Raw genomic sequence first — 26,641 nt, forward strand, 5'->3', positions numbered from 1 at the left:
ATGACCTGCGAACTCATGACCCCCACCCGTCGTGCCGTGCTTGGCGCTTCCGGCGCCCTGTTTGCCTGGGCCTTCATCCCGCGCTTCGCTCACGCCGCCGGCGGGAGCGACCCGCGTTTCGTCACCATCATTCTGCGTGGCGCACTCGATGGTCTGACAGCTGTCCCGCCCGTCGGCGATCCGGACTACGCGGCATTGCGGCAGGCGATCGCCATGACGACGAGCGGCCCCGGGGCGGCGTTACCGCTGGACAGTTTCTTTGCGCTGCATCCGTCGATGCCGAATTTCAACAAGCTCTATCGTGCAGGGCAGGCGGCCGTCGTCCATGCCAGTGCGACGCCCTATCGTGACCGGTCCCATTTCGACGGTCAGGACGTGCTGGAGTCCGGTTACGAAATGCCCGGTCGAGTCGAATCCGGATGGCTGAACCGGATGATCGAGGGACTGCCGAAGGGCGATAAGGTTTCGCCGGGTACTTCGGAGATCCGAGGCCTCTCGGTCGGCGCCAATGCACCGCTCGTCATTCGCGGCAAGGCGCCGGTCCTCGGCTGGTCGCCATCGACCCTCCAGCCGGTGAGCGATGATCTACCGCCGCGGCTGATGGATCTCTACAATCACACCGACCCGCTTTTCGCGAAAATCCTCGCCGAGGGCATTTCGACCGGCAAGATCGCCGCCGGCCTCGATGTCAAGGCGAAGGGAGGCCCCGGCGACCCCACTGGCATGGAACAGATGGCCAGAGGCGCCGCGCGCCTGTTGGCTCAAGACGACGGTCCTCGCGTTGCGGCACTGGCTTTCGAAGGATGGGATACCCATGCCGGCGAGGTGGATCGCCTGAACAAGCTCCTTGTCGGGCTCGACAATTCCTTTGCCGCCTTCCAGCAGGAGCTTGGTCCGGCCTGGAAGGATACGGCCATTCTTGTTGCAACCGAATTCGGGCGGACGGCGCAGGTCAACGGCACCCAGGGCACCGACCACGGCACCGGAACAGCCGCCTTCCTCGCCGGCGGCGCAATCAAGGGCGGGCGAGTGATTGCCGACTGGCCCGGTCTCAAGCAGGCGCAATTGCGCGATGGTCGTGATCTTGCCGCCACGACGGATCTGCGCGCCGTCGTCAAAGGGATCGCGGTCGATCTGCTTGGCGCGTCACCGACGCTATTGACGCGTGATGTCTTCCCGGGCTCAGATCACGTCCTGCCCATGAAAGGGCTGATCGCCTGACTTGTGTGTCGGCGGCCCCGGTGTTAAGGGCCGCCGCCTTCCAATAGAAATTACGTAAGAGCCGCATTGGGAGGAACTGCGCCGCTGCGCCTTTCGCGCGCCGCGGAGAGGATGGCAACCACGCAGGCCAGGGCAAGCGTGATCGCGCCGAGCACCGGCAAACTGCGATAGCCATATCCACTCTCGAGCAGTGCGGCACCGACGCTTGCCGCGATCGCAATCCCGATATTGAACCCGGACGGAATGAGTGAGGAAGCAAGACCTGGCGCATCAGCAGTCCACATCAGGATGCGGGCCTGGATGGGGGTACCGATGGCGAAATTTAGGGCGCCCCAAACGAAGATCGCCACACTCATCGGCAAGGGGTAGGGGCTGACCAGGTATAGAATGACGAGTATAGCGGACTGGATGGCGAGCATGGCGATAAGCGAGGGCATCAGCTTCCAGTCCGACAGCCGGCCGCCAATAAAGACACCCAATGTCGCTCCGACGCCATTGAGCAGGAGAACCCACGGAATAAGCATAGCATCCAGGCCGGTCACCTCACGCAGAAGCGGCGTTATGTAGGTGAACGGCACCATCTGACCGATCATCAAAGCGAGCATCATGATGAGGGAGGTCCAGACCTGCTGGCGGCCGAGAACGCGCACTTCTCCGCTCAAATGGCCGGATTGCTGAGATTCTGCCTTCGTCTGCGGGATCAGGACCCATATCGCGGCCAGCGCGACCACACCGACCAAGGTCATTGCCCAAAACGTCGTCCGCCATCCCCACAATCCACCGATCGCCGCGCCAAGAGGAACGCCGACAATATTGGAGACCGTCAGTCCTGCAAGGATCACGGACACGGCGCGACCGCGAAATGCCTGCGGCACGAGGCCGACCGCGACCACCATGGCGATGCCGAAATAGGCGCCGTGGGCGACGGCGGTCGCAACACGGAAGAGGAGCATGGCAGCAAAATCAGGTGCGAGCGCGCAGGCGATCTGGCCCATGCAAAAGGCGATCGTCAGAGCGATCAGAATGGTTCGGCGCGAAATCTGTCGTGTCGCCATGGTCAGAAGCGGCCCGCCAAGTGCAATTCCCAGCGCATAGCCGGAAACCAGATAGCCGGCAAAGGGGATCGAGACACTAAGACCCTGCGCCACGTCCGGAAGAATGCCCGCGATAACAAACTCGGTCGTGCCGAAAGCAAACGCAGCCAAAAACAAGGCGAAGAGGGGTAAGGGCACATCCAGCTCCGATATAAAGGAATAAGGATTTCTTTATATTGCCATGAAGGAGACATCAAGCAGGAGTTGCCGTCGATGACATTCTCCACATAACGCCAGTTCCTTCGGATGGCTTTGAGCCAGGCGGACGCGCACCAATTCGTGACCCGATCCTTGACAAGCGAAAAATGTTTGTGAAGTTTGGCTGTCATGAGTGAGGTGGCTGATTGGTTATCTTATACAAGTCCGATCAGTCGGAAAAACGCTGCCGAGGCAGTGTTTGAAGATATTCGTTCGGCGATAACATCGGGACGGTTGGCGGTCGGGACACGGCTGCCCGCCGAGTCGCAGCTTGCCACGCGTTACGGTGTCAGCCGCCCGATCATCCGCGAGGCGCTCCGTTCGCTTCAAACGCTCGGCCTGACCCAGACACGCACCGGCAGCGGTACCTATGTCGTCACCGCGACGCCAGGTCCGGAGCTGCGTTATGGCGGCTATTCCGCGCGCGACCTGATCGAGGCGCGTCCCTTCATCGAAGTTCCTGCCGCCGGCTGGGCGGCGCTGCGGCGCACGGAGCAGCAATTGGCGCGCCTGCTTGAACTTTGCGATGAGATGGACCGGGAAGAAGACCCTTTGAGATGGGTGACTCTGGACTCGGAATTCCATTCAACGATTGCGGAATCCTCGGGAAATGCCGTCTTTGCCAAGATCGTCGCGGATGCCCGCGATGCGCTGATGCGGCAATCGGAACTGGTCAATATGATGGCGCAGCGCCGCGTGGCCTCGAACGTCGAGCACCGCCGCATCGTCGAGGCGATTGCGGCGGGATCGGAAGAGGAGGCCATCGCGGCGATGGAAACCCATCTCGGTCAGGTCAAGCGGGTGGTGACCACCATCATCGGCGAGGGTCAGCCGACCCATTGAGAGCGGCTGGCAGGTTGGCGAGTCGTTCCGGCCGCAGCGCCTCGAAGAGCTCCTCCGCGGTCAGATATCCGTGATCCAGCACGATTTCCGGCACTGTGCGTCCGGTTGCCAGCGCCTCGCGCGCAACCTTTGTCGCCGCCTGGTAGCCGATCAACGGATTGAGTGCCGTCGCAAGGCCGATCGATTCCTGCAGGCGTTGTGCCATCAGAGCCGGATTGGCCGTGATGCCGTCGACGCAGCGTTCGGCGAGGATATGGCAGGCTGCGGTCAGATGCATGATGCTTTCCGATAGCGAGCGCACGATGATCGGTTCGAAGGCATTGAGCTGCAGCTGACCCGCTTCCGCCGCCATCGTCACAGTGATGTCGTTGCCGATGACGGAGAACGCCACCTGGTTGACCATTTCGGGAATCACCGGATTGACCTTGCCGGGCATGATGCTCGAACCGGCCTGCATCGCCGGCAGCGTGATCTCGCCGATGCCGGCGCGAGGGCCGGACGACAAAAGGCGCAAATCGTTGCAGGTCTTGGATAGCTTGACCGCGACGCGCTTCAGTACGCCGGAAAGATGGACGAAGGCGCCAGGATCCTGCGTTGCTTCGATAAGGTCACTGGCGGTAACCAGCGGGCGGCCCGTCAGCCGGGCGAGGTGGCTGCAGGCAAGGGCGGCATAGCCGACGGGCGCATTGAGGCCGGTGCCGATGGCAGTCGCGCCGAGATTGACCTCATGCAGAAGGGCGGCCGATTCGATCAGGCGGGATCGATCTTCCCCGAGCATCACGGCAAAGGTTCTGAATTCCTGGCCGAGCGTCATCGGCACGGCGTCTTGCAGCTGCGTGCGGCCGATCTTTAGAATGCTGTCGAATTCCTTGGCCTTACGTTCGAAGGCTTCCTGCAGCGTTTCCATTGCCGCCGCGAGATTGTCGATCGCTTCGATGAGCGCAACATTGACGGCCGTCGGATAGGCGTCGTTGGTGGATTGGCTGAGATTGACGTGATCGTTCGGGTGAAGGTGAGCATAGTCGCCTTTGGCATGGCCGAGCAGTTCGAGCGCGCGGTTGGCGATGACCTCATTGGCATTCATATTGGTGGACGTGCCGGCGCCGCCTTGAATCACGTCGACGACGAACTGGTCGTGAAGCTCGCCAGCGCGGATTTCGCGGCAAGCGCGCACGATTGCATCGAGCTTGTCTTCGCTCAGCAATCCCAACTCGTAATTGGCAAGAGCCGCTGCTTCCTTGACGAAGGCCAAGCCTCGAATGAGATGCGCATAGCGGCCGATCGGTGTCCCCGTCACCTGGAAATTTTCCGCGGCTCTTGCCGTGTGTACCCCCCAATAGACCTCAGCCGGAATATCCTTCTCGCCCAGCAGGTCATACTCGCTTCGCGTCTTGACCACATTATCCTCCTACATAGAAATCAAGCTAATCTGTCAAGCTGTATGACAGATTTAGAAATCTGTTATCCCTTAGCTCATGCCGCGTCAATAAGCGTCGCTTGGCTTGACCTGTCGTTATTTCTGTGTCTAAGAGGAAATCTGTCATACAGCATTACAGCATGACCGGCGATCGCTAAACTCGATCGACGGCCAGATTAAGGCAGCGGCATCCCTCGGGTGCAACATCAGCATCCCGGATCCGCTCATGGACAAATGGCTCGAGGGAGGAGCAATGTCAGTCGAACCTATTCAGAATATTCCGGCAGACCGCCGGCCGCCGGTCAATGAGGACCTTGGCTATCACAAGGCTTTGAAGCCGCGGCAGATCCAAATGATCGCCATTGGCGGCGCGATTGGCACCGGTCTTTTCCTTGGCGCAGGCGGACGCCTTGCCGCGGCCGGTCCGGCGCTCATCTTCGTCTATGCGCTCTGCGGTTTCTTCGCCTTTTTGGTGCTGCGCGCGCTTGGCGAACTGATCATGCACCGCCCGAGTTCCGGCTCCTTCGTTTCTTACGCCCGCGAGTTCTACGGCGAGAAGATGGCCTTTGCTGTCGGCTGGATGTACTGGCTGAACTGGGCCATGACATCGGTTGCCGATGTGACGGCCGTCGCCCTCTACATGAATTTCTTCAAGCACTATGTTCCCTGGCTCGCAGGAATCGACCAGTGGGTTTTCGCGCTGATCGCGCTGCTGGTCGTGCTGGCCATGAACCTCCTGTCGGTGAAGGTCTTCGGGGAGCTCGAATTCTGGTTCAGCCTTGTCAAAGTTCTGGCCCTAGTCAGCTTCCTCGTGATTGGCATCTATTTCGTCGTCTCCGGTACGCCGATTGCCGGTCATTCGGCAGGCTTCAGCATCATCACCGATAGCGGTGGCTTCTTCCCCAATGGCATCTTGCCGGCCTTCGTCATCATACAGGGGGTGGTTTTCGCCTATGCGTCGATCGAGCTGATCGGCACGACCGCCGGCGAAACCGAAGATCCGCGCAAGGTGATGCCGGGTGCGATCCGCACGGTAGTCGCCCGCCTGCTGATCTTCTATGTCGGCTCGGTCCTGCTTCTGTCGCTGCTTCTGCCCTATACGGCCTACAAGGCCGGTGAGAGCCCGTTCGTCACCTTCTTCGGGACGATCGGTATCCAAGGTGCCGATATCATCATGAACCTCGTCGTGCTGACGGCCGTTTTGTCCTCGCTCAATGCCGGCCTTTATTCGACCGGCCGCATCCTGCATTCGATGGCGGTTTCGGGCTCGGCGCCGGCAGCGCTCACCAAGATGAACAAGGCTGGCGTGCCCTATGTCGGCATCGCCGTGACGGCTGTCGTGACCATCATCGGCGTGGCGCTGAACGCCGTCGTGCCGTCGGCCGCTTTCGAGATTGCCCTCAATATCTCGGCGCTCGGTATCATTTCGGCTTGGGGTGTGATCGTATTGTGCCAGTTGAAGCTCTGGAAGCTCTCCAAGCGTGGCGAGATGGCCCGTCCGGATTTCCGCATGTTCGGCGCGCCCTATACCGGTATCCTGACGCTCATCTTCCTCTTTGCGGTACTGGTACTGATGGCGCTCGACTATCCGGTCGGCACGTGGACGATCGCGTCCCTCATCCTGATTGCACCGGCTCTGGTCATAGGCTGGTATCTGTTGCGTGACCGCATCTATCGGCTGGCGGCCGAACGGGGCCAGTCGTGACGGCAGGGCAAGCCAATCCGCTGGTGGCAGCCATTGCCACCGGCGGCACCATTGCAAGCGAGCGCACCGATAGCGGCGCCAGCATACCCTCACTGACGGGTGAGAGCCTGCTGGCGCTGCTCCCCGACATGCCTGTCGCCCTCCGACCCATCGAGCTGATGGCAAAGGATTCGGCGAGCCTGACGCTCGCCGACATGCAGGAGATCAGCGATAAGGTCGGCGAACTGCTTGCCGATGATACTATTAGCGGCATCGTCGTCCTGCACGGCACGGACGCTATGGAAGAGACGTCGCTGCTCGTCCATCTGCAGCATGGCCTGAATAAGCCCGTCGTATTTACCGGTGCGCAATTTACCGCTGATCATCCCAAGGCAGACGGACCTGGCAATCTTGCCGCTGCCGTTGCCACCGCCATCGATCCGGCCAATGCGGGACGCGGCGTGCTCGTCTGTTTCGGTGGCCGCTTGCTGCCGGCCTGGGGACTCTATAAGCACTCTTCGGATATCGCCGATGCGTTCCGGCAATCGCGGCCGCTCGAAAATCCCCCAAGCCCGCGCCTTGCGGCGCCGCTCGATAACGTGCGGATTGATGTCGTCGCAATCTACCCTGGCTGTGATTCCGTGCATGTGGATGCGAGCCTCAGGGCCGACGCCCATGGCATCGTTCTGGCGGCTCTCGGTTCCGGCAATGCCAATCCGCGTCTGGTCGAAGCCGTCAGGCGGTGTGCCGATGTCGGCGTACCCGTCGTGGTTTCCAGCCGCGTGCCGGATGGATTGCTCGTTTCCAGCTATGGCGGCGGTGGCGGCGGGCATGACCTTGCTGCGGCCGGTGCAATCCATTCTTCGACGCTGCGCCCGGGGCAGGCGAGAATCCTGCTGGCAGCCCAGGTTGCCTCTGGAGCCACTGCAGACGTCGTCAAGCAGGCCTTCTCTGATTTCGCAGACATGAAGTCCTGAGCAAGGGCTTTCTTGGAAAAGCAATCTTGTGTCGTTGGATTCAGCGGGCTTGAAATCAGGTCTGTTATCTTGCATATACATGTGGATATGCAAAAAGGAGATCAGCATGCGCCGTCTCCGACATAACGAACCTAGTCCGCCACGAGAAGCCAAGCTGTTTCGCAACAACAAGAGTCAGGCCGTACGCATCCCGGCGGACTTTGAGCTTCCCGGCGATCGGGTGATGATCCACCGCGACGGAGATCGGCTTATCATCGAGCCGGTGCGCCGCAAGAGCTTGCTTGATGTTTTGGCAAGTTTGGAGCCTCTCGGACCAGAGGATCAGTTTCCCGATATAGATGATACTCTGCTGCCAGCGAAGGAAATTGAGCTTTGAGTAAGCTCTACATGCTGGATACCAATATCGTATCTGAACTTGCGCGAAACCCACAGGGTACCGTTGCCAGACGCATCGCCGATGTCGGGCCAGATGCAATTTGTGTCAGCATCATCACAGCCGCAGAGTTGCGCTATGGCTGCGCTAAAAAGGGATCGCCGAAACTGCTGGCACATATCGAGGCCATCCTGGGAAGCATAGCGGTACTCGCGCTCGATGTTCCTGCCGATGCCGAATACGGCGCCATCAGGGCTGAGCTGGAAGTTGCCGGCAAACCTATCGGTCCAAACGACCTGCTGATTGCTGCTCACGCCCATGCGGTAGAGGCAGTCCTGGTAACGGCCAATATCGGGAAGTTCAAGCGCGTCCGCGATCTCCGTGTCGAAAACTGGCTGGACTAAGTGGCGGGCCGGCCGTCGATGACGGCGCGGCCCGAACATTCGGTCAATACTGTCTTTGTCAAGACTGATGCGTAGCCTTGGCGACGACGACGGGGATTAGCAGATCGCCCCAGTTGCCATTGCCGCCGTGGTGGCGGGCCGAGCGGACGAGCTCGACGGAAACGCCGGCCTCGACCGCATTCATGACGGTCTGGTTGAGACGATGCAGCTCATTGGCCAGCATGCGGATGACCGCCTGCTGATCGGCATTCATGGTGAGAGATTGCTCCTCGGCTCTCTCACGAACGCGTGCTATCGATGCCATGTCATTCTCCTCCTATAGATCCTGATATCACTCTGCTGCCGGTTTGAATTGGGCATGCTCTGTCGATCCGTGCATGGCCGTTGTCGATGACTGGCCGCCGGTGATCGCCAGCGACACCGCATCGAAATAGCCGGTGCCCACTTCGCGTTGATGCTTGGTGGCGGTGTAGCCATTGGCCTCGGCCGCAAATTCGGCCTCCTGCAGCTCGGAGTAAGCGGCCATCTGGCGAGCCTTGTAGCCGCGGGCGAGCTCGAACATGCCGAAATTCAGCTGGTGGAAGCCGGCAAGAGTGATGAACTGGAACTTGTAGCCCATCGCACCCAGCTCGCGCTGGAACTTGGCGATCGTCGCGTCATCGAGGTTCTTCTTCCAGTTGAACGAGGGCGAGCAATTGTAGGCCAGCAGCTTGCCGGGATGGATGCGATGCACGCCCTCGGCAAATTTACGCGCCTGCTCGAGATCCGGCTTCGAGGTCTCGCACCATATGAGATCGCAATGCGGCGCATAGGCGACAGCACGGGCGATGCAGGGCTCGATGCCGTTCCTGACCTGATAGAAGCCTTCGACCGTGCGGCCGGCGTCGTAGTCGACGAAGGGCTGGTCGCGCTCATCGATGTCCGAGGTCAGAAGCTTGGCGGCCTCGGCGTCGGTGCGCGCAACCACGAGAGTCGGCACGCCCATGACGTCGGCGGCAAGCCGCGCCGCGTTGAGATTGCGGATATGGGCCGCCGTCGGAATGAGGACCTTGCCGCCGAGATGGCCGCATTTCTTCTCCGATGCCAGCTGATCCTCGAAATGGACGCCCGCGGCACCCGCCTCGATATAGGCCTTCATGATCTCGAAGGCGTTCAGCGGACCTCCGAAACCTGCTTCGGCATCGGCGACAATCGGCGCAAACCATGTGTCGACGGAAAGCCCTTTGCCTTCGGCAGTCTCGATCTGGTCGGCGCGTTGCAGCGTGCGATTGATGCGCTTGGCCAGCTCCGGGCCTGCATTGGCGGGATAGAGCGATTGGTCGGGGTACATGGCCGAGGCCGTATTGGCATCGGCTGCGACCTGCCATCCAGAGAGATAGATCGCCTTCAGACCGGCGCGAACCATTTGCATGGCCTGATTACCCGAAAGCGCGCCGAGCGCATTGACGAAATCTTCCTCATGAATGAGCTGCCAGAGGCGGTTTGCACCCATCTCGGCCAGTGAATGGCGGATGCTGACCGACCCGCGCAACCGCTCCACATCCGCGGCCTCGTAGGGGCGCTCGATGCCATCGAAACGCTCAGTGGGTGCGCTGGGAACCAGTTTGTAAAAGTCTGTCATACAAGTCTCCCCGATACTTCCTCTCGATCCTCAGATCGATTTCGATTGCATGACTATTTTTACAATATCAACGCTGCAAGAGCGAGAAAAACTAGAAAATGCCGTTAGATAAAAGGGTTATGATGTGCTATTGTTGACATTGGCCTTCGGTAAAATTGTAAATCTTGTAAAAGATTGACGACACGAGAATTGTAAAAGGTATGACACATGGTTGAGCGCAAGATCTTTGCAGGCCCGAAGATTCGGCGCATTCGCATGGGCCTCGGTCTGACACAGACGACGATGGCGCAGGCGCTTGATATCTCGCCGTCCTATCTCAATCTCATCGAGCGCAATCAGCGGCCACTGACCGTGCAGCTGCTTTTGAAGCTGTCGGCTGTCTATAAGGTAGACCTCGACGAACTGCAGGGTGAACAGGGCGGCAGTGCAGGGCAATTGCGTGAAATCTTTGCCGATCCATTGCTGGCAGGCGAGATCCCCGGCGATCAGGAGCTGATCGAGCTCGCCGAAGCAGCGCCGAATGCGGCAAACGGCATGATCCGGCTTTATCGCGCCTATCGCGAGCAGGCCGCAAGACTGTCCGATCTCGCCGAGCTTCTAGCCCGCGAGGGCAGGGTTGCCGAGGTTGCCGGACCGCGCCTGCCGCTCGACGAGGTTCACGATCGCCTGCAGTCGCGTCCGAATTTCTTTGCCCGCATCGAAGATGCTGCGGAGACCTTCCATGAACGCCTGTCGCCCGGTGACGACCTGGCTGGCGCATTGAAAGCATGGCTGAAGGCCGGGCATGGCATCGCGGTACGCCTGTTGCCGGTGCACGCCATGCCCGGCTTGCGTCGGCGCTATGACCGGCATTCGATGCGGCTTTTCCTGTCGGAGCGTCTGTCGCCCTTCGATCAGATCCGGGAGATTGCGACAGAAGTCTCTCTTTTGGCCTTGCGCGAGGAGATCGCCGCCGAGCTGAGCTCCCTTACGCTTTCGGCACCAGAAGCCAACCGCATCACTCGTTTCGAGCTGGCGCGCTACGCGTCCCATGCGCTTCTGATGCCATACGGAGCCTATCTCTCGGCAGCGCAGCGACTGCATTATGATATCGAAGCCCTCGGCGCTCGCTTCGGCGTCTCCTATGAGCAGGCAGCCACGCGGCTGACCAGCCTGCAGCGTCCGGGTGCATCCGGCATCCCGTTTTTCCTGATGGAGATCGACAATGCCGGCCATCGCCTGCGCAAGGCGGGCTCCCAAGGCTTTCCGCAGGCTCGCTTCGGTGGCGCCTGTCCGAAGCTCAATATCCATGCTGCTTTTGCACAGCCCGGACAGATATTGGTGGACGCTACCCAGATGCCTGACGGTGCTGGCTTTCTGACCGTATCGCGAACGATCGAGGGGCCTCGGGCCGATTTCGGCGAAAGGGTGCGCCGCACGGCACTTCTCATCGGCTGCGATATCGCCCATCGCGACGAGGTGACATATGGGAAGGCGCTGGGTAACAATCAGATCATGATCGGTCCTGCCTGTCGCCTATGCGAACGGCAGGGCTGCCTGGCGAGAGCCGAACCACCGGTCACGCGTCCGCTTGGTCTCGACGAAATGGCGACAGGCTTGAGCGTGTTCGATTTTCAGTGATTGCATCGATCGTCGTCATCGGAAGAGGGCGGACACCCGCCCCGGCTCTTTTTGCCCTTCATGCAGCCAAGTCGGGCATAGAGCCCGAATTGTGCGTCATGCAGCCGCGTGTAAGCGCCGCGTCCGGGCTTTCAAAGTGAATAGGATCGGCGGATCACGTCGGCTCGCGTCGGTGCTCCGGATCTTCCACCAAACGACTCGCACTTGATGGCGGCAGCGATAGAGGAAAAGCGGATTGCGTCCGCGGGTGCCATTCCTTCCGCGAGTGCGAGCGCGAAGGCGCCGTGGAAGATGTCCCCTGCGGCGAGCGTGTCGACGGCTTTGACGGTAATGGTCGGGCAATACGCGACGTCGTTGTTTTGTTCGTCGAACCAGTAGCTGCCGGCCGCCCCTGCCGTCACGCAGATGAAAGCGTGATCGAAGCGCTGTTTCAGAAGATACGTCATCTCGGACACATCGCTTATTCCCGTCAGGCGCTGCGCAGCCGGTTCGGAGAAAACGATATGGGTTGCTTCCGGCGCCAGTTGTTCGATGATGCCGTCAGGAGCCACGTCGCCGTCGAGAATGGCCGGCTTGCCCATCGCTCTGGCAGCTTTGAGGACCTGCCGCGCCAGCGCCGGCCAGCGCACGTCGACCAAGACGGCATCGAATGCAGCCATATCATCGGCCGTGAATTCCTTCACCGTATGATGCAGTTTCGCATCATAGAAGGGGACGATCAGCCTTTCGCCGTCATCGTCCACCAGAATCGTCGAGACGGCAGAGCGTGCGCCGTCTACCCGTAGCATGCCCTCGACATGGATGCCGGTGGCATCCAGATCGCGGATAATGCGCTCGCCGGTATCGTCGTCGCCAACGGCTCCCCACAGGCTCGCCTCGCCACCGAGCTGGACGATGGAATCGGCGGCGCTGGAGGCCATGCCTTCCGCGATCTGCAGCATGTCATAAGACAGAACCTTTCCCTGGCCTTGGGGAAGGGTGTGGATGCGGAAGAGCGTATCCAGAACGGCAGCGCCGACACAAAGAATGTGCCTGGGCGCGCCGAAGGGCGGATCGAAGACGGATGGAGCGGTCAAAGGCGCTTTCCGCTCGCCTTGTCGAAAAGATGGATGCTGGACGGGTCGATCGCGATTTCGATCTTGTCGCCGAAGCGGATGTTCAGCCGCTCGCGGAACAGGCAGGAGATTTCCTCGCCGCCGCAATCGAGTTTGGCATAGATCTCAGATCCGGTGCCTTCGACGATGCCGACTCGGGCCGGCAGGCCACTTGCCGCTGCGCGGATATGTTCGGGCCGGATGCCGTAGACAAGTGGGCGTCCACCCTGCTCTTCGATCGGAAAGCCTTCCGGCAGGGGCAAGATGAGGCCCTTGTCGCTGCGGAAGACGCCTTCCTCTATCCTGCCGTCGATGAAGTTCATCGAGGGCGAGCCGATGAAGCCGGCGACGAAGAGATTGGCCGGTCGGTCATAGAGATCGAGCGGCGCGCCGACCTGTTCGATAAAGCCGCCATGCAGCACGACGATCTTGTCGGCCATGGTCATCGCCTCCACCTGGTCATGCGTCACGTAGATCGTCGTCGTGCCGATGCGCTGATGCATGGACTTGATCTCGCCGCGCATCTGCACGCGCAGCTTTGCATCGAGATTGGAGAGCGGCTCGTCGAACAAGAAGACCTGAGGATCGCGCACCAGTGCGCGGCCCATGGCGACGCGCTGGCGCTGACCGCCGGAAAGCTGACGGGGCAGGCGATCCAGCAGGTTCTCCAGGCCGAGGATGGCAGCGGCCTTCTGCACCTTGGCGGCGATTTCGGAAGCGTCCGCCTTCTTCAGCTTCAGCGCGAACCCCATGTTTTCGGCCACCGTCATATGCGGATAGAGCGCGTAATTCTGGAAGACCATGGCGATGTCGCGGTCTCGCGCCGGCAGATGGCTGACTTCGCGCCGGCCGATATGGATCTCGCCGTCGCTCACCTCCTCGAGCCCGGCGATCATGCGCAGCAGCGTGGACTTACCGCAGCCCGAAGGGCCGACGAGGACGACGAATTCGCCGTCGGCGATGTCGACGCTGATATCGCGAATGACCTTCACCTGGCCGTAGCGTTTCTGGATGCTCTGTATATGGACGGGTGCCATGAATGTGATCCTATCCAAACGATAAAGGCTGCGTCATTTGACGGCGCCGGCCGTCAGACCGGCGATGATCTGTCGCTGTGCGAACATCGTTAGCACGAGCACCGGCAGCGTCACGATGAGGGCGGCCGCCGCAAGCGGTCCCCAGCTCACCTGCTCGAAGGAGAGCATGTTATAGACGGCCACCGGCAATGTGCGGGTCTCGCGGCTCGCAAGCACGATGCCGAAGACGAAATTGTTCCACGAGAAGATCACCGAGAGAATGAAGGCGACGACGATGCCGGGCCGGGCGATCGGCAGGGCGACGAGGCGGAAGACCTGCCAAGGTGTCGCGCCATCGATGCTTGCAGCCTCCTCCAGTTCCATTGGAGTCGTTTCGAAATAGCCGATCATGATCCAGACGACGATCGGCACGGTGACGACAAGATGGATGATGATCTGCGGCCAGAGCGTTCCCAAAAGATTGAGCCATTGAAACAGCAGGAACAGCGGGATGAGGAAGGATAGGCCCGGCGTCATGCGGGCGATCATGATGACGATGGCCGACTTCTCTGCCTTCAGCCGAGCAATGCCGTAGCCGGCCGGCACGCCGATGACGAGCGCGAGCAGGGTAGCTGCCCCCGTCACGAGAATGGAGTTCCAAAAATAGAGGAAGAAGTTGTTTTCCTGGAAGACATTGACGTAGTTCGTCCAGGCGAAACGATCTGGAATGAGGATCGGCGGATAGGCGCCGTTGTCGATTTCGTATTTCAGCGACAGCGAGATCATCCAGAGGAAGAACAGAATAACGGGCGAGACGATGATCAGGGCCACGAAGAACAGGCCGATGCGGTTGAGTGTCGAACGCTTCATCTCAATGTCCCTCCGCGTCGGTCCATTTCGTCCGCTGCCGCATCATCAGGAGGATGAAGGAAAGCGCGACGATGATGATGAAGAACACCACTGCCATGGCCGAGCCATAGCCGATGTCGTAGTAGGAAAAGGCGGTGTTGTAGAGGTAGATATTGATGGTCTCGGAGGCAGTTCCAGGGCCGCCCTGCGTCATCGCATAGATAATATCGAAGCTCTTGATCGCATCGATGCCACGGATGATGACGGCGATCATCAGGAAAGGCGAGATCATCGGCAGCGTCAGATAGCGGAACTTCTGCCAGGCGTTGGCGCCGTCGATTTCGGCGCTTTCATAGGGTTCGCGCGGCACGGAGGCGAGGCCGCCGAGCACGATCAGCATGACCAGCGGCGTCCACTGCCAGACCTCGACGAGGACAAGCGAGGGGATGACGCTCGCCTGATTGTAGATCCACTCCTGCGGTCCGATGCCCACAAGCGATAGCAAGTAGTTGAGCACGCCGAGTTGCGGATGGAACATCATGGTCCAGACGAGCGCGACGGCAACAGGCGTCGCCATCATCGGCATGACGAAGATGCCGCGCAGGAACCCGCGCAGCGGAAAGTTCGCATCGAAGATCAGTGCCGCCAGCGTTCCGAAGATCAAGGGGCCGACGACGGAGAGCACTGTATAGAGAACGGTGTGCCAAAGGGATTCCCAAAAACGCGTGTCGGTCGCCAGCCGGACATAATTGTCCAAGCCGACGAAACTCTGCGATTGACCGAGCGTCCACTTGTTCACGCTCATCCAGAGGGTGAAGACCCATGGGAAGACGATGACGGCGGCAATGACGATCAATGCGGGGATGACGAAGGGCCAGTAGTTGGGAGCAAGCCTTCGCGGCTTGCCCCTTTCTTTGGTTGCCTTCGCGGCGGTCTCTTCGATGCTCACGGAGGCCATTATCCCTCGCTTCGTGCCAGAACCGGCTCGAACTGGGCGGTTGCCGTCTTCAGTTCGGCTGCCGGATCTGCGCCGCCGATCATGTTCGTCAGCGCGACACCATAGATGTCGCGGAACTCAGTGACCGGGATGATAACGGGTAGCGCCAGCTGAGAGACCTTCGCGGAGCCGGCGACGGCATCGAGCCAGGCGCCCGGCATCTTCACGCCCTCGCGGACCTTCTGATCCTCCAGGATAGACTGGCGGAAGGGAACGCCGGCGCCGGCCTGCAGGAGGCGTGCGCCCATGTCGTGCGAGATCGCCCATTGGCAGAAGAGATAAGCGGCTTCCTTTTTCTGGCTGGCAGCCGTCACGCCGAGGCCGTCGCCGGTCGTCGCCGCTGCCTGCGCGTTCGGTCCCTTCGGCATGACGCCGTAGCCGACTTGCCCGACGACACGGGATTTTTCCGGGTTTTCGATCGGCGGCGCAAAACCGACGCCATCCACCCACATGCCGATCTTGCCCTGCAGGAAGGCCGATTGCGCTTCGGCCCAGTTGAAGCCGGAAACGCCGGGAGGTGCCGATTTCGTCATCAGGCGCTGATAGAGCTTGGCGGCATCTACGGCCCCCTGCGACTCCGTCTGCAGCTTGCCGTCAGCCGAAAGCGGCGTCGTGCCATAGCCGAGCATGAAGGTCGTCCACACCGGCGCGTTGGCATTCTTGAGGCCACGGGCGACGAAGCCGTAGGTGTTGGTCGATTTATCTGTCAGCGCCTCGGCGGCTTTCGCCATATCTTCGAAAGTTTCCGGATAGGCGAGGCCCTTCTTCTCGAACAGGGCCTTGTTCCAGTAGACGATCCAATAGTCTACCGAGAAGGGCAGGGAGCGCATGACGCCTGTGGAATCCTTGGCGAACTTCAGGCCAGCCTCGGCGAAATCGCTTTCCGTCAGCGACGGATCGGTGAGCGACGGGTCCTTCATGAAGCCGCTGATATCGGCGAGCCAGCCGCCTTTTTCGAACTGGCGCTTCTGGACGTGGTAGCTCAGATGGACGACGTCGAAGCTTGGCTTGCCGGAGCTGAGCTCGATCGTGGTCTTCTGGCGCTGCTGCTGCTCGGGCGTCGCCTCGGCATTGACCTTGATGCTGGTCAGGGCTTCGAACTCGCTTAAGTATTTGAGGATCGTTTCGCTGCGCGGGCTCTTGACCAGATTGACCTCGAGCGTCGTGCCGGCAAAGCGCTTCCAGTCGACGGCTGCCGAGGCGGTGCGCACGCCCAGAAGGCTCGTTGCGCCTAGTGCGGCGGTGCCGGCCATGAAGCCGCGACGTGTCGGATTGAAAAATGGCGATGACATTGCGTTCCTCCTCCTTTGGCCGAAAATCTCCTCATTCGCGGCCTGTTATCTAAAACTGTTTACATCTTCAACGCGCGATCCCGCGCTCCGCCGATATGAGCTACCAGCGCGGTAACCGCCTCTTCAGCTGAGCGCCTCTCAATGGCTTCAAGCACTTTCAGATGCTCTTCCATGACCGGGCCGACATGACCGTTGATGCGGAACCTATCCTGGCTGATCAGCCGCATCTTGATCGAATTGACCCGATAGGCATTCGAGATAATCGTGTTGCCGAGCGCGTCGATGAAGGCATCGTGCATGCCCCAATCCACCGATTGCGCGTGAAGTTCTAGCTCCGGTGAACTGTCACCGGCCCGAATGGCATCTGCGATATCGCGATGGTCCTTCAAAAGCTTGGCAATCGTCTCGTCCGATGCTGAATGGGTAAAGAGCGCGACGGCTTCCTTTTCCAGAAAAAGACGAAGCTGGAAGGCCTCGCGGATCAGATCCAGATCGATATGGGCGATCTGCAATCCGCGCTGCGGCACCGTCTTGATCAGCCCTTCGGCCTCCAGGCGCGGGATCAATTCGCGGATCGCACCGAGCGTCAGTCCCGTCAGTTCGACAAGCCGCCGCTGCGAGATGAATTGCCCGGGACGAACATCGCGCGCCAAAAGATGGCGTGTGAAGCTCTCATAGGCTTTCTCTCTCAACGTCGTCTGTTCGCCTGGTCCGTCCATCGGCAGCTCCGGCTGATCGGTTAGGCTGCTTTGGCGCGAAACAGTGCGCCGAAAGCAGCAAAGAGCGTGTCGGAATCTTGGCTGTTCAATGCCACGAGCGGCGGACGTACAGCGAGCCAGCTATCGTTGTCAGTCAAACGGGCGAGAATGGCCTTGATCGAGGGGATGACCGGATAGTTCAGCAGTTGCCCGACGAAGCGCTCCACATTGGCGTCGTCGATGCCCTTTTCCGCCATGGCCTGAACTTCGCGAGGAAGGAGATTTGCCATGCCGGAGATTGCTCCCTGTCCGCCGAGCCGAACGCCGCGGGCCAGATGCCGCTCGTCGCCGATCAGAATGATGAGATCGCCATGCGTCTTCAGCAATTCCTCGGTATAGGGCCAATCGCCGGAGGAGTCCTTGACGCCGACGACCTCCGGAAATGCGTCGCGCAGGCGACCAACGAGGGAAATGGAGAGCGGCACCATCGTCACCGACGGAATATTGTAGACGATTACGTCACGGGCATGGGTGCCGAGCATGGTGAAAACGGCCGAAAACCATTTGAAGAGGCCGTCGTCGCTGACATTCTTGAAGTAGGAGGGCGGCGCGAGGAGAATGTTGCGGACACCCTGCGCCAGGGCCTGTCCAGCCTGTGCAGCAGCATCCTCGGCGGCATCGACCAGTACGCCCATGACGATCTGCCTGGGCTTGATGCCGGCGGCGATCATGGCGGCCAGAACCTGTTTGCGCTCCTGCATGCCGATCGACGCGCCTTCGCCTGTGGTGCCGAAAAGGGTGACGCTCTTGCAGCCATGGGCAAGGCAATGTTTCGCCTGCTCGATTACTCCTGAGATCGCAATCTCGCCATCCGCATCGAAGGGTGTTGCCAAGGCGGCCGACAGGCCAAAATTCTCACTCATCCGATCCTCCCGATCTTATGGGATCAGTGCGTAGCATACTGACATGTTAGTTGTAAAGCGAAGTTTATGTCAGTTACGCATATGTGATTTACGCGGACGTGGGATTAGCGGGAATAGGCAATGGAAAGTAGTTGGTGTGTGGGAATTCACAGAGTCTGTCGGCGCGGGATCAAGCAACGAGAGCGCTGCGAGATCCCGCCATGCGGTAAGAGCAGAATCCAAGCCCCGAGATACTTCGTCGTCGCGGAGGTGATCCGTTAGCCCGCTGCCGGAACGTAATCGAGTCCGCCATCGATCTGTGAGGGACGGCCATCGAGGAAGAGCTCGCCGATGCGCGGCGCGGAGCGGGCGATCACCTTGCCGCGTTTGACGACGGCGAGGCGGTTGGGTTTCAGGCGCAGCGCTTCCAGCGTGTCGACGGCCTGCAGCACGACGAAATCGGCATTGCAGCCCTTTTCCAGGCCGTAGCCTTCAAGGCCGAGCGTCTTGGCGGAGTTGACGGTGAGTGCGTCGAAGATCTTCTTCTTGTCTTCGATGCCGGCCATCTGTGCGACGTGGATGGCCATATGGCCGACCTCGAGCATGTCGCCCGAACCCATCGAATACCAGGGGTCCATCACGCAATCATGGCCGAAGGAAACGTTGAGCCCGGCATCCATCAGTTCGCGCACGCGCGTCATGCCGCGCCGTTTGGGATAGGTGTCATGGCGGCCTTGCAGCATGATGTTGATGAGCGGGTTGGGGATGACGTTGATCTCAGCCTCTGCCATCAATGGGATGAGCTTGGAGACATAGTAATTGTCCATCGAATGCATCGAGGTCAGGTGCGAGCCGGCAACGCGGCCCTGCAGCCCGAAGCGGATGGTTTCCGCCGCCAGCGTCTCGATATGGCGCGACATCGGGTCGTCGGTTTCGTCGCAATGCATGTCGACGGGAAGGCCGCGGTCGGCGGCGATCCTGCAAAGCGCCTCCACCGACGCCCGGCCTTCATCCATCGTGCGTTCGAAATGCGGGATACCGCCGACGATATCCACACCCATGTCGAGTGCGCGGGCGACGGAAGCCACGCCGTCTTTGGCGCGGTAGTATCCATCCTGCGGGAAGGCGACGAGCTGCAGGTCGATATAGGGCTTGACCCTGTCCTTCACCTCAAGAAGCGCCTCGGCTGTCACCAGCTTCGGATCGGAGGTGTCGACATGGCTGCGGATGAAGAGCAAGCCTTGGGTGACGGCGAGATCGCAGTAGCGCAATGCGCGATCGACAAGCTCCTCCTTCGTCACGATCGGGCGCAGCTCTCCCCAAAGCGCGATGCCCTCCAGAAGCGTGCCTGATATATTCATGCGTGGCAGGCCAAGCGAAAGCGTCGCGTCCATATGGAAATGCGGATCGACAAAGGGTGGGCTCACCAGCCGGTTGGTCGCATCGATTTCGTCCTTCGTCTCGGCGGTGATCGAGGTTTCGACCGCTGCAATCTTGCCATCCTTGACCGCGATGTCGATGCCTTTGCGGCCATCGGGCAGATTGGCGTTACGAATGATCAGATCGAACATGGAAGCTCCTCGAATTATCTTTCGCCACGGCGATAGGGTTGCATCAGCGCCTGTGGCACGCGCGCTCGCCTGCTCATGACGGCAAGGGCGACGATGGACAGAATATACGGCGTCATCAGGAAGATCTGGTAGGGCACACCCTGCACCGCCGTCTGCAGGCGCAGCTGGAATGCGTCGAAGAAGGCGAAGAGCAGGGCGCCGAACAGCGCCCGGCCCGGCCGCCAGGACGAAAAGACGACGAGCGCGATGCAGATCCAGCCGCGGCCCTGCACCATCGTCGGAAAGAAGCTGTTGAAGGCGGAAAGCGTCAGGAAAGCGCCGCCCATGCCCATCAGCGCGCTGCCGGTAATGATGGCGCCGTAGCGGATCTTCATCGGGTTGAGGCCTTGAGCCTCGGCCGCATGCGGGTTCTCACCCGTCATGCGGATCGCAAGTCCGATGGGCGTGCGAAAAATCAGATAGGCCATGACCAGCGCGACCAGGATTGCGAGATAGGTCGGCGTCGTCTGTGTGAAAAGCGCCGGGCCGATGAAGGGCAAGGTGGAAAGCCCGGGAATGGCGATCGGCTGGAACGGCGTGATGGTCGGCGGCGTCCCAGCGACCGGAACGATCAGCCGGAAGACGTAGTAACTGAAACTGGATGCAAACAACGTCACACCGAGACCTGAAACATGTTGCGACAGGCCGAGCGTCACCGTCAGGGCCGAATGCAGAAGTCCGAAAATGCCGCCGGCGATTGCCGCGATCAGTAGGCCGGTCCATAAATCGGCGCCGTGATAGACGGAGAGCCAGCCGATCATTGCACCGAATGTCATGATGCCCTCGATGCCGAGATTGAGGACGCCGGCTCTCTCGCAAAGCAGCGCGCCGAGCGTGCCGAAGATCAAGGGCGTCGCGATCCGCAGCACGGCCGCCCAAAGTCCGGCTGAAGCAATGATATCGACCAGCGAGCTCATCGGCGGATCCTGTACTGCGTGAAAAACAGCGCGATCAGCATGGTCAGCAGCGACAGGGCGACCGTGACGTCGGCGATGTAAGTGGGGATGCCGAGACTACGACTCATACCGTCGGCGCCGACGAACATGGTGGCGGTGAAGATCGCCGCAAGGACGACGCCGAGCGGGTTGAGGTTTGCAAGCATGGCAACGACGATGCCGGCATAGCCGAAGCCGGGCGACAGATCGGTCGTGACGTAACCTTTGACGCCCATCACTTCGATCGCACCGGCAAGGCCGGCAAGCCCTCCCGAAAGACAGGCGACCTTGACGAGCGTCGAGCCGAGGCGAACGCCGGCGAAGACGGCGCCTGACGGATTGAGGCCCGCCGCCCGCGACTGCATGCCGAAGACCGTGCGCGACTGGACGAAATAGACGAGCGCCGCAATGATGATCGCAATTGCAAAGCCGATATGAAGGCGCGATCGGGCAATCAGCTTCGGCAGCATGGCGTGATCGCCAAGCGCCTGGGATTGCGGCCAGCCGAATGCCGTCGGATCCTTCAGCACGCCGTCGATCAGCATGGAGACGAAGAGGACGGCGACGAAATTCAGGATAAGGCTCGTCACGACCTCGTCGACGGAAAAGCGCAGCCGCAGCCATAGCGGCACGAGGATCAGGATCATGCCGGCGATGGCGCCGATGATCATCAATAACGGAATGAGGATCGGGCCGGGCAGCCCGGCGAGCATTTTCGACCCGAAGGCTGCAACGGCAATGGCGCCGAAATAGAATTGCCCCTCGGCGCCGATGTTCCAGAGGCGGGCACGAAAGGCGACCGCCGCGGCCAATCCCGTCAAGATCAACGGTGTCGCGCGGGTCAGCGTCTCCGTTGCCGAAAGCCTAGAGCCGAAAGCACCGAGCAGAATCCGCCGATAGGCTTCAAAGACCGGCGCACCAGCAATCGCGATTAGGATGCCGGCGAGCGCCAGGGCCGCCATGACCGCAAGCGGGGGCGCCAGGACCATCATGTAGAGTGGGCGGTGTTCGCGCCGTTCAAATCGCATGTTCGGCCCCGCTTCTTTCCTTCCACTCACCAGCCATCATCAATCCCAGCAGGCGTGCATCGGCCTCACCGGCATCGATCGGTGCCGAAAGGCGACCGCCGACGATCGCCTGGATGCGATCGGCGAGCGCAATGATCTCATCCAGATCCTCCGAGATCAGCAGGACGGCGGTGCCTTGCTGACGTGCTTCCAGAATGCGTCCGTGAACGGCGGCTACGGCCCCTTCATCCAGTCCGCGCGCCGGCTGGGCGGCGATGAGGATTCGTGGTCGCTCATGGAGATTGCGGCCGAGGATCAGCTTCTGCATATTGCCGCCAGACAGCAGCCGGGTGCGGCTTGCCGCACTGCCGCCGCGCACATCGAATGCCTCGATGATATCCTGCGCGAAGGCCATACCGGCACCGCGGTCGACCAGACCATGTTTCGAATAGGAAGACAGGCGCTCGAGCACGGTATTCTCCCAGATCGCCATTTCGCCGATCGCACCATCACGATTTCGGTCTTCCGGAATGCGACCGATGCCTGCATCGATGACCGCAGCCACATCAAGATCGCCGACGGGCTTGCCGAACAGAAGGAGTTCACCGGAGGAACGGTTTGCGGTGCCGGACAGGATTTGCCCCAGGGGCGCCTGGCCGTTACCCGACACGCCGATAATGCCCAGAACTTCGCCGGCGCGGACATGAAAGCTGATCTTCTTCAGGCGCTCGACGCCGCCGCTTTTGAGCGTGATGTCGCGGGCTTCGAGCGCAATAGCGCCGGGGATGCTTTTCTCGCGAGTTGGGCGCGTGACGCGATGTCCGACCATAAGTTCGGCAAGCTCGGCCTTGCTGGTCTGAGATGCCTGCCTTTCGGCCGCAACCTTGCCGCCACGCAGGACGACGATACGGTCGGCCGTGGCCATGACTTCATCGAGCTTGTGGGAGATGAAGATCAAAGACAGGCCTTGTGCGGCCATCTGTTTCAGCGTCGAGAAGAGCTTTTCCGCCTCGATCTGGGTGAGAACGGCGGTCGGCTCATCGAGGATCAGGATGCGCGCATCATTGTAGAGCGCTTTCAGGATTTCCACCCGCTGCTGCTCGCCGACCGAGAGATCGCCGAGGCGGGCATCGGGGTCGACCTTCAGGCCGAAACGTTCGGAGATCGCCAGAAGCTTGTTGCGGGCCGCCGCCTTTTGGGACTTGAGCGACCATAGTCCCTCCGTGCCCGTCATAATATTCTCGAGCACTGTCAGGTTCGGCGCCAGCGAGAAATGCTGATGCACCATACCGACACCAGCCCGAATTGCGGCGCGAGGCTTGCCCTGTGGCAGTTCCACATTGTCGATCAGGATGCGGCCGGTATCGGGCACATAGTGGCCGAAGAGGATACTCATTAGCGTCGTCTTGCCGGCGCCGTTTTCTCCGAGCAGGGCAACGATCTCGCCTTTTGCTAGGGATAGCGAGATATTGTCATTGGCGAGGGTGCTGCCGAAGTGCTTGCTGACACCTTCGATGGTAAGAACGGCTGTGGTCATGTCGCGAAGCCTGCAATCGGGAAGCGGTGTTGCCACCGTTGCTCGGCCTCGAGCGCAGATGCAAGCTGCAGCAACAGCTTATCCTTACCCATGGGCGCCATCATCTGGATCGGCAGCGGCAATCCCTCTGTATCTTCACCGAAAGGAAGCGTGATTGCCGGAAAGCCGGATATGTTGGCGAGAGAGGCAAGAGGCGCAAAGGAGGCCATGCGCTCAAGGTGCAAATCGGTGTCCGAATGGTCCGTGGGGAAAGACCCGATCGGCGGTGGAGCCGAGGCTAGCATGGGCATGACGATGACATCGACCCTGTCGAAGACATCCCATAGAGTACGGCTTGCCCTCACGGCGCCATTGAGGGAGCTCCAAAGGGCTGCTGCCGGCATGGCGCGTCCACACATGATAAAGGCCTGCGTCATCGTCTCCGTGAGGCGCGCGTCCAGTTTGAGATCGTCAATCAGGCTGGCGATATTGACGGAAATGACATCGCCAAAGGCACGGGCGCTGGCCTGAACGGCACTTTCAACCTCGTCCCAACGGAGGGATAGCAGCTCGTTTCCTTGGCTTTCCAGAGTGTGGGCTGCGGCTTCGACAGCTTGAGCTCGGTCGGCTGCGATGGGATAATGCTGTCCGGTATCGGTAAGCAGACCGACGCGAAGTTTGCCCGTTTTGGCCGGGTGTTGAACGATGTCCGCGTACGGCCCCCTTGCCCTTCCCCGGACAATATCGAAGATCGCTGCGGTGTCGCGCACGGAGCGGGTGACCGCGAGTTCGCTGGCGATGCCGCCGAGATGATTGCCGAAGGAGGGGCCGGCGGGCACAGCGCCGCGTGTCGGCTTCAATCCGACAAGGCCGCAGCAGGCGGCCGGCACCCGGATCGAGCCGCCCGCGTCCGTTGCGTGCGCGATCGCCACGATACCGGCGGCGACCGCTGCCGCGGCACCGCCTGATGAGCCGCCGGCAGTTCTGCTAGGATCCAACGGATTTCGGCAGATCGGGCCGATTGCCGGTTCGGAGGCCAGTGAGAAGCCGAATTCCGGGCTGGTGCTCAAGCCGAAGGCGCAGAGGCCGGCATCGCGAAAACGTCGCGCTAAATCGCTGTCCTCGCCCCGACCGGTGTGGGCGAACAGGCGAGAGCCAGCCGTCACCGGCAACCCCGGGAAGGGGCCGCCGAGATCCTTGGCGACCGTCGGCACGCCGGCAAAGGCGCGCTGCGCAAAGCGCTCGGCATGCGCCGAAGCCTCCTGATCCAGGGCGAGCGCTGCCGCAAGCCCTGTTTCAGGATTGACATAGGTAATGGCGCCAAGCTCACCTTGCTTGGCGCAGGCATCAAGCGCAGCCTGCATGGCATCCACGCAGGTAAGCGTGCCGGACTTGATGGCGCCAGCCAGCTCCGTGGCATCGGCGTATGACGGGCTGCCCATGATCGCGCCGCGCAATTACTTCGGCTGATCCGCTACCTTCGGCACTTCGAAGGTCCCGGCCTTGATGTCGGCACGGACCTTCTCCATTGCAGCTTCGGCCTCTGCAGGCGCTGTGCCCTTCACATAGACGATGTCGCTGCCGCCTTCCTTCATCAGGCCATAGGCCGTGTAGTTGCGGCCGACCGGCTTACCGGCGGCAACGTCGGCGATTGCGGCATTGAGAATGGGACGGAAGTACCACATGGCATTGGCAAACACGGTGTCGGGGTAGCGCGGTGTGTAGTCGATCAGAGATCCCACCGATTTGATATGCCGCTCCTTGGCGGCATCCGCAGTGCCGATGCGCTCACCGAAGAGAATGTCGGCGCCGGCGTCGATCTGCGCGAGACCGGCTTCGCGTGCCTTCGGCGGGTCGAAGAAGGTGCCGATGAAGGAGACGAGATGCTTGCAGTCAGGATTGACCGCTTTGACGCCGGCAGCAAAGGCGTTGATCAGCATGTTGACTTCCGGGATCGGGATGGCGCCGACCGAGCCGACAACATTCGACTTGGTCATCTTGCCCGCCAGCATGCCAGCGAGATAGGCGCCGTCATAGTTCCAGGTGCCGAAGACGCCGAAATTGCTGCCGGCTGCCTCGCCGCTGGAGCCGAGAACGAAAGCCGTATCCGGGTAGTCTGCGGCAACCTGGCGTGCTTCCTTCTCCACGGCATAGGCCTCGCCGATAATCAGCTTGTTGCCCTGTTCGGCATATTCGCGCATGGCACGCGGATAATCCGTGCCGGAAACGCCTTCGGAAAAAACGTATTCGATAACGCCTTCCTTGGCGGCATCCTGGAGCGCCTTGTGAAGACAGGAATTCCAGGCGTTCTCGACCGGCGAGGCGTGAATGCCTGCCACTTTGAGCGGCGCGGCTGCACGCGCAGCAGGCGCAAGAGCACTGACGCCGAGAGCGATGCCCGATGCAATGACGGCACGGCGTGAGAGTATGATTTCATTGGCCATTTTTAGTTCCCCAGCTTTTTGATCAATTGGTAAAAAATCATAGGAGGGGGCTAAAAAAGTGTCAAGCGACCCGGGTGCTCAAATAATATGCGGACGACAAGTATCTGCCAGTTGCCGGTGGCTCCAGGCAGCCGGCTAGGTTGCTATTTCATCGCTCCACGCACAACGGTCTGGTAGAGGTTGACGAATGAGCGCGTCAGTCGGCAATCCGTTCGATCATATGGCCGATTGCCTGACGGTAGCGGTTAGCGTCGCCGCCGGCATCGATCGCAAGAGCGGCCCGATCGAAGGCGGCCGATAGAATATCGGCAAGCGCGTCGACCGGAGTACCAGATTTGCGGCCGTGACTGAGCGCTACTTCCAATCCCTCCTTTAGGGCGAGGGCCGTCGTTTCCTCGTCCAGTTGTTTCATTTCCATAAAACCCAGCACGGTCGGCCCCTCGATCAGTAGAAGCCGGGTGCGGCCGTTAATTTGCATGGCGTCGAGATATGCATTGCTACCGGCAATAAGAGCAGCGCGTGGCGCAAGTTGATCAGGGGTCGCCTTCTCTATAGCGGCTTTCACGGCGAGGGCTTCCTCTCTGACGACAGCGCGAAAGAGCGCGCGCTTGTCCTCAAAATGATGATAGAGCGCGCCGCGGGTAATGCCGGCTGCCGCAACGATCTCTGGCGTTGACGTCTCGGCATAGCCCTTTTCCACGAACAAGACCCGTGCAGCCGCGATGAGTGCGGCCTTGGTCTTTTCGGTTCTTTCACGATTGGAGCGCGGATCTTGCATGCATGCAGCCTGTATGTTATCCGAAATAATACAGGCAGATTGTATGTCTTT

General features: G+C 60.6%; 25 protein-coding genes. 7 read left to right on the forward strand and 18 right to left on the reverse strand.

Features of this window, described 5'->3' with window-relative positions:
- Entirely contained in the window at window positions 1–1,221 is a 1,221-nt protein-coding gene (locus tag AC13RM_RS15265) for a DUF1501 domain-containing protein (RefSeq protein WP_374818377.1), read from the forward strand.
- A 50-nt stretch (window positions 1,222–1,271) separates the two neighbouring features.
- Here the strand turns inward: AC13RM_RS15265 and AC13RM_RS15270 are convergent, their stop codons facing one another.
- Complete coding sequence (locus AC13RM_RS15270; protein ID WP_113231072.1) at window positions 1,272–2,453, reverse strand: MFS transporter; 1,182 nt, start codon at window positions 2,451–2,453, stop codon at window positions 1,272–1,274.
- 189 nt (window positions 2,454–2,642) lie between these two features.
- On the opposite strand from AC13RM_RS15270, the gene AC13RM_RS15275 reads away from it, so the two are divergent.
- A complete protein-coding gene (locus tag AC13RM_RS15275) occupies window positions 2,643–3,356 on the forward strand; it encodes a FadR/GntR family transcriptional regulator (RefSeq protein ID WP_113231073.1) in 714 nt (237 codons plus the stop codon).
- On the opposite strand, the gene aspA is transcribed toward AC13RM_RS15275, so the two are convergent.
- Entirely contained in the window at window positions 3,328–4,755 is a 1,428-nt protein-coding gene (gene aspA, locus AC13RM_RS15280) for an aspartate ammonia-lyase (RefSeq protein WP_113231074.1), read from the reverse strand. The two genes, AC13RM_RS15275 and aspA, sit on opposite strands and share 29 nt — an antisense overlap.
- Window positions 4,756–5,026: 271 nt before the next feature.
- On the opposite strand from aspA, the gene AC13RM_RS15285 reads away from it, so the two are divergent.
- The 4 genes from AC13RM_RS15285 to AC13RM_RS15300 all read left to right on the forward strand — a co-directional run bounded on the left by AC13RM_RS15285 (window position 5,027) and on the right by AC13RM_RS15300 (window position 8,211).
- On the forward strand, window positions 5,027–6,478 hold the full coding sequence (locus AC13RM_RS15285) for an amino acid permease (protein ID WP_488555239.1): 1,452 nt from the start codon (window positions 5,027–5,029) through the stop codon (window positions 6,476–6,478).
- Window positions 6,475–7,434 (forward strand): asparaginase, encoded by a 960-nt coding sequence (locus AC13RM_RS15290; protein WP_488555240.1) that lies wholly within the window; start codon window positions 6,475–6,477, stop codon window positions 7,432–7,434. The genes AC13RM_RS15285 and AC13RM_RS15290 overlap by 4 nt, the downstream gene beginning before the upstream one ends.
- Window positions 7,435–7,540: 106 nt before the next feature.
- Entirely contained in the window at window positions 7,541–7,810 is a 270-nt protein-coding gene (locus AC13RM_RS15295) for an AbrB/MazE/SpoVT family DNA-binding domain-containing protein (RefSeq protein ID WP_113231269.1), read from the forward strand.
- Window positions 7,807–8,211, forward strand: coding sequence for a type II toxin-antitoxin system VapC family toxin (locus AC13RM_RS15300; protein WP_113231077.1), 405 nt, complete (start codon window positions 7,807–7,809; stop codon window positions 8,209–8,211). Before AC13RM_RS15295 ends, AC13RM_RS15300 begins: the two co-directional genes overlap by 4 nt.
- 58 nt (window positions 8,212–8,269) lie before the next feature.
- Here AC13RM_RS15300 and AC13RM_RS15305 read toward each other — a convergent pair whose 3' ends face one another.
- Window positions 8,270–8,515 (reverse strand): SMc00767 family acetate metabolism repressor, encoded by a 246-nt coding sequence (locus AC13RM_RS15305; RefSeq protein WP_113231078.1) that lies wholly within the window; start codon window positions 8,513–8,515, stop codon window positions 8,270–8,272.
- A 27-nt stretch (window positions 8,516–8,542) separates the two neighbouring features.
- Window positions 8,543–9,832, reverse strand: coding sequence for an isocitrate lyase (gene aceA, locus AC13RM_RS15310; RefSeq protein WP_113231079.1), 1,290 nt, complete (start codon window positions 9,830–9,832; stop codon window positions 8,543–8,545).
- Window positions 9,833–10,039: 207 nt separating this feature from the next.
- Between aceA and AC13RM_RS15315 the strand changes: the two genes are divergently transcribed.
- Window positions 10,040–11,452: a helix-turn-helix domain-containing protein gene (locus AC13RM_RS15315; RefSeq protein WP_488555241.1), complete on the forward strand. Its 1,413-nt coding sequence runs from the start codon at window positions 10,040–10,042 to the stop codon at window positions 11,450–11,452.
- A gap of 131 nt (window positions 11,453–11,583) precedes the next feature.
- On the opposite strand, the gene AC13RM_RS15320 is transcribed toward AC13RM_RS15315, so the two are convergent.
- From AC13RM_RS15320 to AC13RM_RS15385, 14 genes are all read right to left on the reverse strand, one after another.
- Entirely contained in the window at window positions 11,584–12,528 is a 945-nt protein-coding gene (locus AC13RM_RS15320; protein WP_374818357.1) for a sugar kinase, read from the reverse strand.
- Window positions 12,525–13,583: an ABC transporter ATP-binding protein gene (locus AC13RM_RS15325; RefSeq protein WP_374818355.1), complete on the reverse strand. Its 1,059-nt coding sequence runs from the start codon at window positions 13,581–13,583 to the stop codon at window positions 12,525–12,527. Before AC13RM_RS15325 ends, AC13RM_RS15320 begins: the two co-directional genes overlap by 4 nt.
- A gap of 33 nt (window positions 13,584–13,616) precedes the next feature.
- A complete protein-coding gene (locus tag AC13RM_RS15330) occupies window positions 13,617–14,432 on the reverse strand; it encodes a carbohydrate ABC transporter permease (protein ID WP_374818353.1) in 816 nt (271 codons plus the stop codon).
- Between the two features lies 1 nt (window position 14,433).
- On the reverse strand, window positions 14,434–15,369 hold the full coding sequence (locus AC13RM_RS15335) for a carbohydrate ABC transporter permease (RefSeq protein ID WP_374818351.1): 936 nt from the start codon (window positions 15,367–15,369) through the stop codon (window positions 14,434–14,436).
- Window positions 15,369–16,700 (reverse strand): ABC transporter substrate-binding protein, encoded by a 1,332-nt coding sequence (locus AC13RM_RS15340; protein WP_374818349.1) that lies wholly within the window; start codon window positions 16,698–16,700, stop codon window positions 15,369–15,371. The genes AC13RM_RS15335 and AC13RM_RS15340 overlap by 1 nt, the downstream gene beginning before the upstream one ends.
- Window positions 16,701–16,759: 59 nt before the next feature.
- Window positions 16,760–17,419, reverse strand: a complete 660-nt coding sequence (locus AC13RM_RS15345; RefSeq protein ID WP_113231087.1) for a GntR family transcriptional regulator — start codon at window positions 17,417–17,419, stop codon at window positions 16,760–16,762.
- A 20-nt stretch (window positions 17,420–17,439) separates the two neighbouring features.
- Window positions 17,440–18,321 carry a dihydrodipicolinate synthase family protein gene (locus AC13RM_RS15350; RefSeq protein ID WP_374818346.1) on the reverse strand — a complete coding sequence of 294 codons (882 nt, stop codon included), beginning with the start codon at window positions 18,319–18,321 and terminating at the stop codon, window positions 17,440–17,442.
- Between the two features lie 257 nt (window positions 18,322–18,578).
- Window positions 18,579–19,871, reverse strand: coding sequence for an amidohydrolase family protein (locus tag AC13RM_RS15355; protein WP_374818343.1), 1,293 nt, complete (start codon window positions 19,869–19,871; stop codon window positions 18,579–18,581).
- Window positions 19,872–19,885: 14 nt separating this feature from the next.
- A complete protein-coding gene (locus AC13RM_RS15360; RefSeq protein ID WP_488555242.1) occupies window positions 19,886–20,827 on the reverse strand; it encodes an ABC transporter permease in 942 nt (313 codons plus the stop codon).
- Entirely contained in the window at window positions 20,824–21,873 is a 1,050-nt protein-coding gene (locus AC13RM_RS15365; RefSeq protein ID WP_488555243.1) for an ABC transporter permease, read from the reverse strand. The genes AC13RM_RS15360 and AC13RM_RS15365 overlap by 4 nt, the downstream gene beginning before the upstream one ends.
- Window positions 21,863–23,389, reverse strand: a complete 1,527-nt coding sequence (locus tag AC13RM_RS15370; protein WP_440477627.1) for an ABC transporter ATP-binding protein — start codon at window positions 23,387–23,389, stop codon at window positions 21,863–21,865. Before AC13RM_RS15370 ends, AC13RM_RS15365 begins: the two co-directional genes overlap by 11 nt.
- The gene (locus AC13RM_RS15375; protein ID WP_440477628.1) at window positions 23,386–24,810 is read right to left on the reverse strand and encodes an amidase; all 1,425 of its coding nucleotides are present in this window, start codon (window positions 24,808–24,810) and stop codon (window positions 23,386–23,388) included. Before AC13RM_RS15375 ends, AC13RM_RS15370 begins: the two co-directional genes overlap by 4 nt.
- A 15-nt stretch (window positions 24,811–24,825) precedes the next feature.
- The gene (locus AC13RM_RS15380; protein WP_440477629.1) at window positions 24,826–25,812 is read right to left on the reverse strand and encodes a BMP family protein; all 987 of its coding nucleotides are present in this window, start codon (window positions 25,810–25,812) and stop codon (window positions 24,826–24,828) included.
- Between the two features lie 196 nt (window positions 25,813–26,008).
- A complete protein-coding gene (locus tag AC13RM_RS15385; RefSeq protein ID WP_285171964.1) occupies window positions 26,009–26,590 on the reverse strand; it encodes a TetR/AcrR family transcriptional regulator in 582 nt (193 codons plus the stop codon).
- Between the last annotated feature and the right edge of the window lie 51 nt (window positions 26,591–26,641).

Source organism: Martinezella sp. CNPSo 3732 (assembly GCF_057784515.1).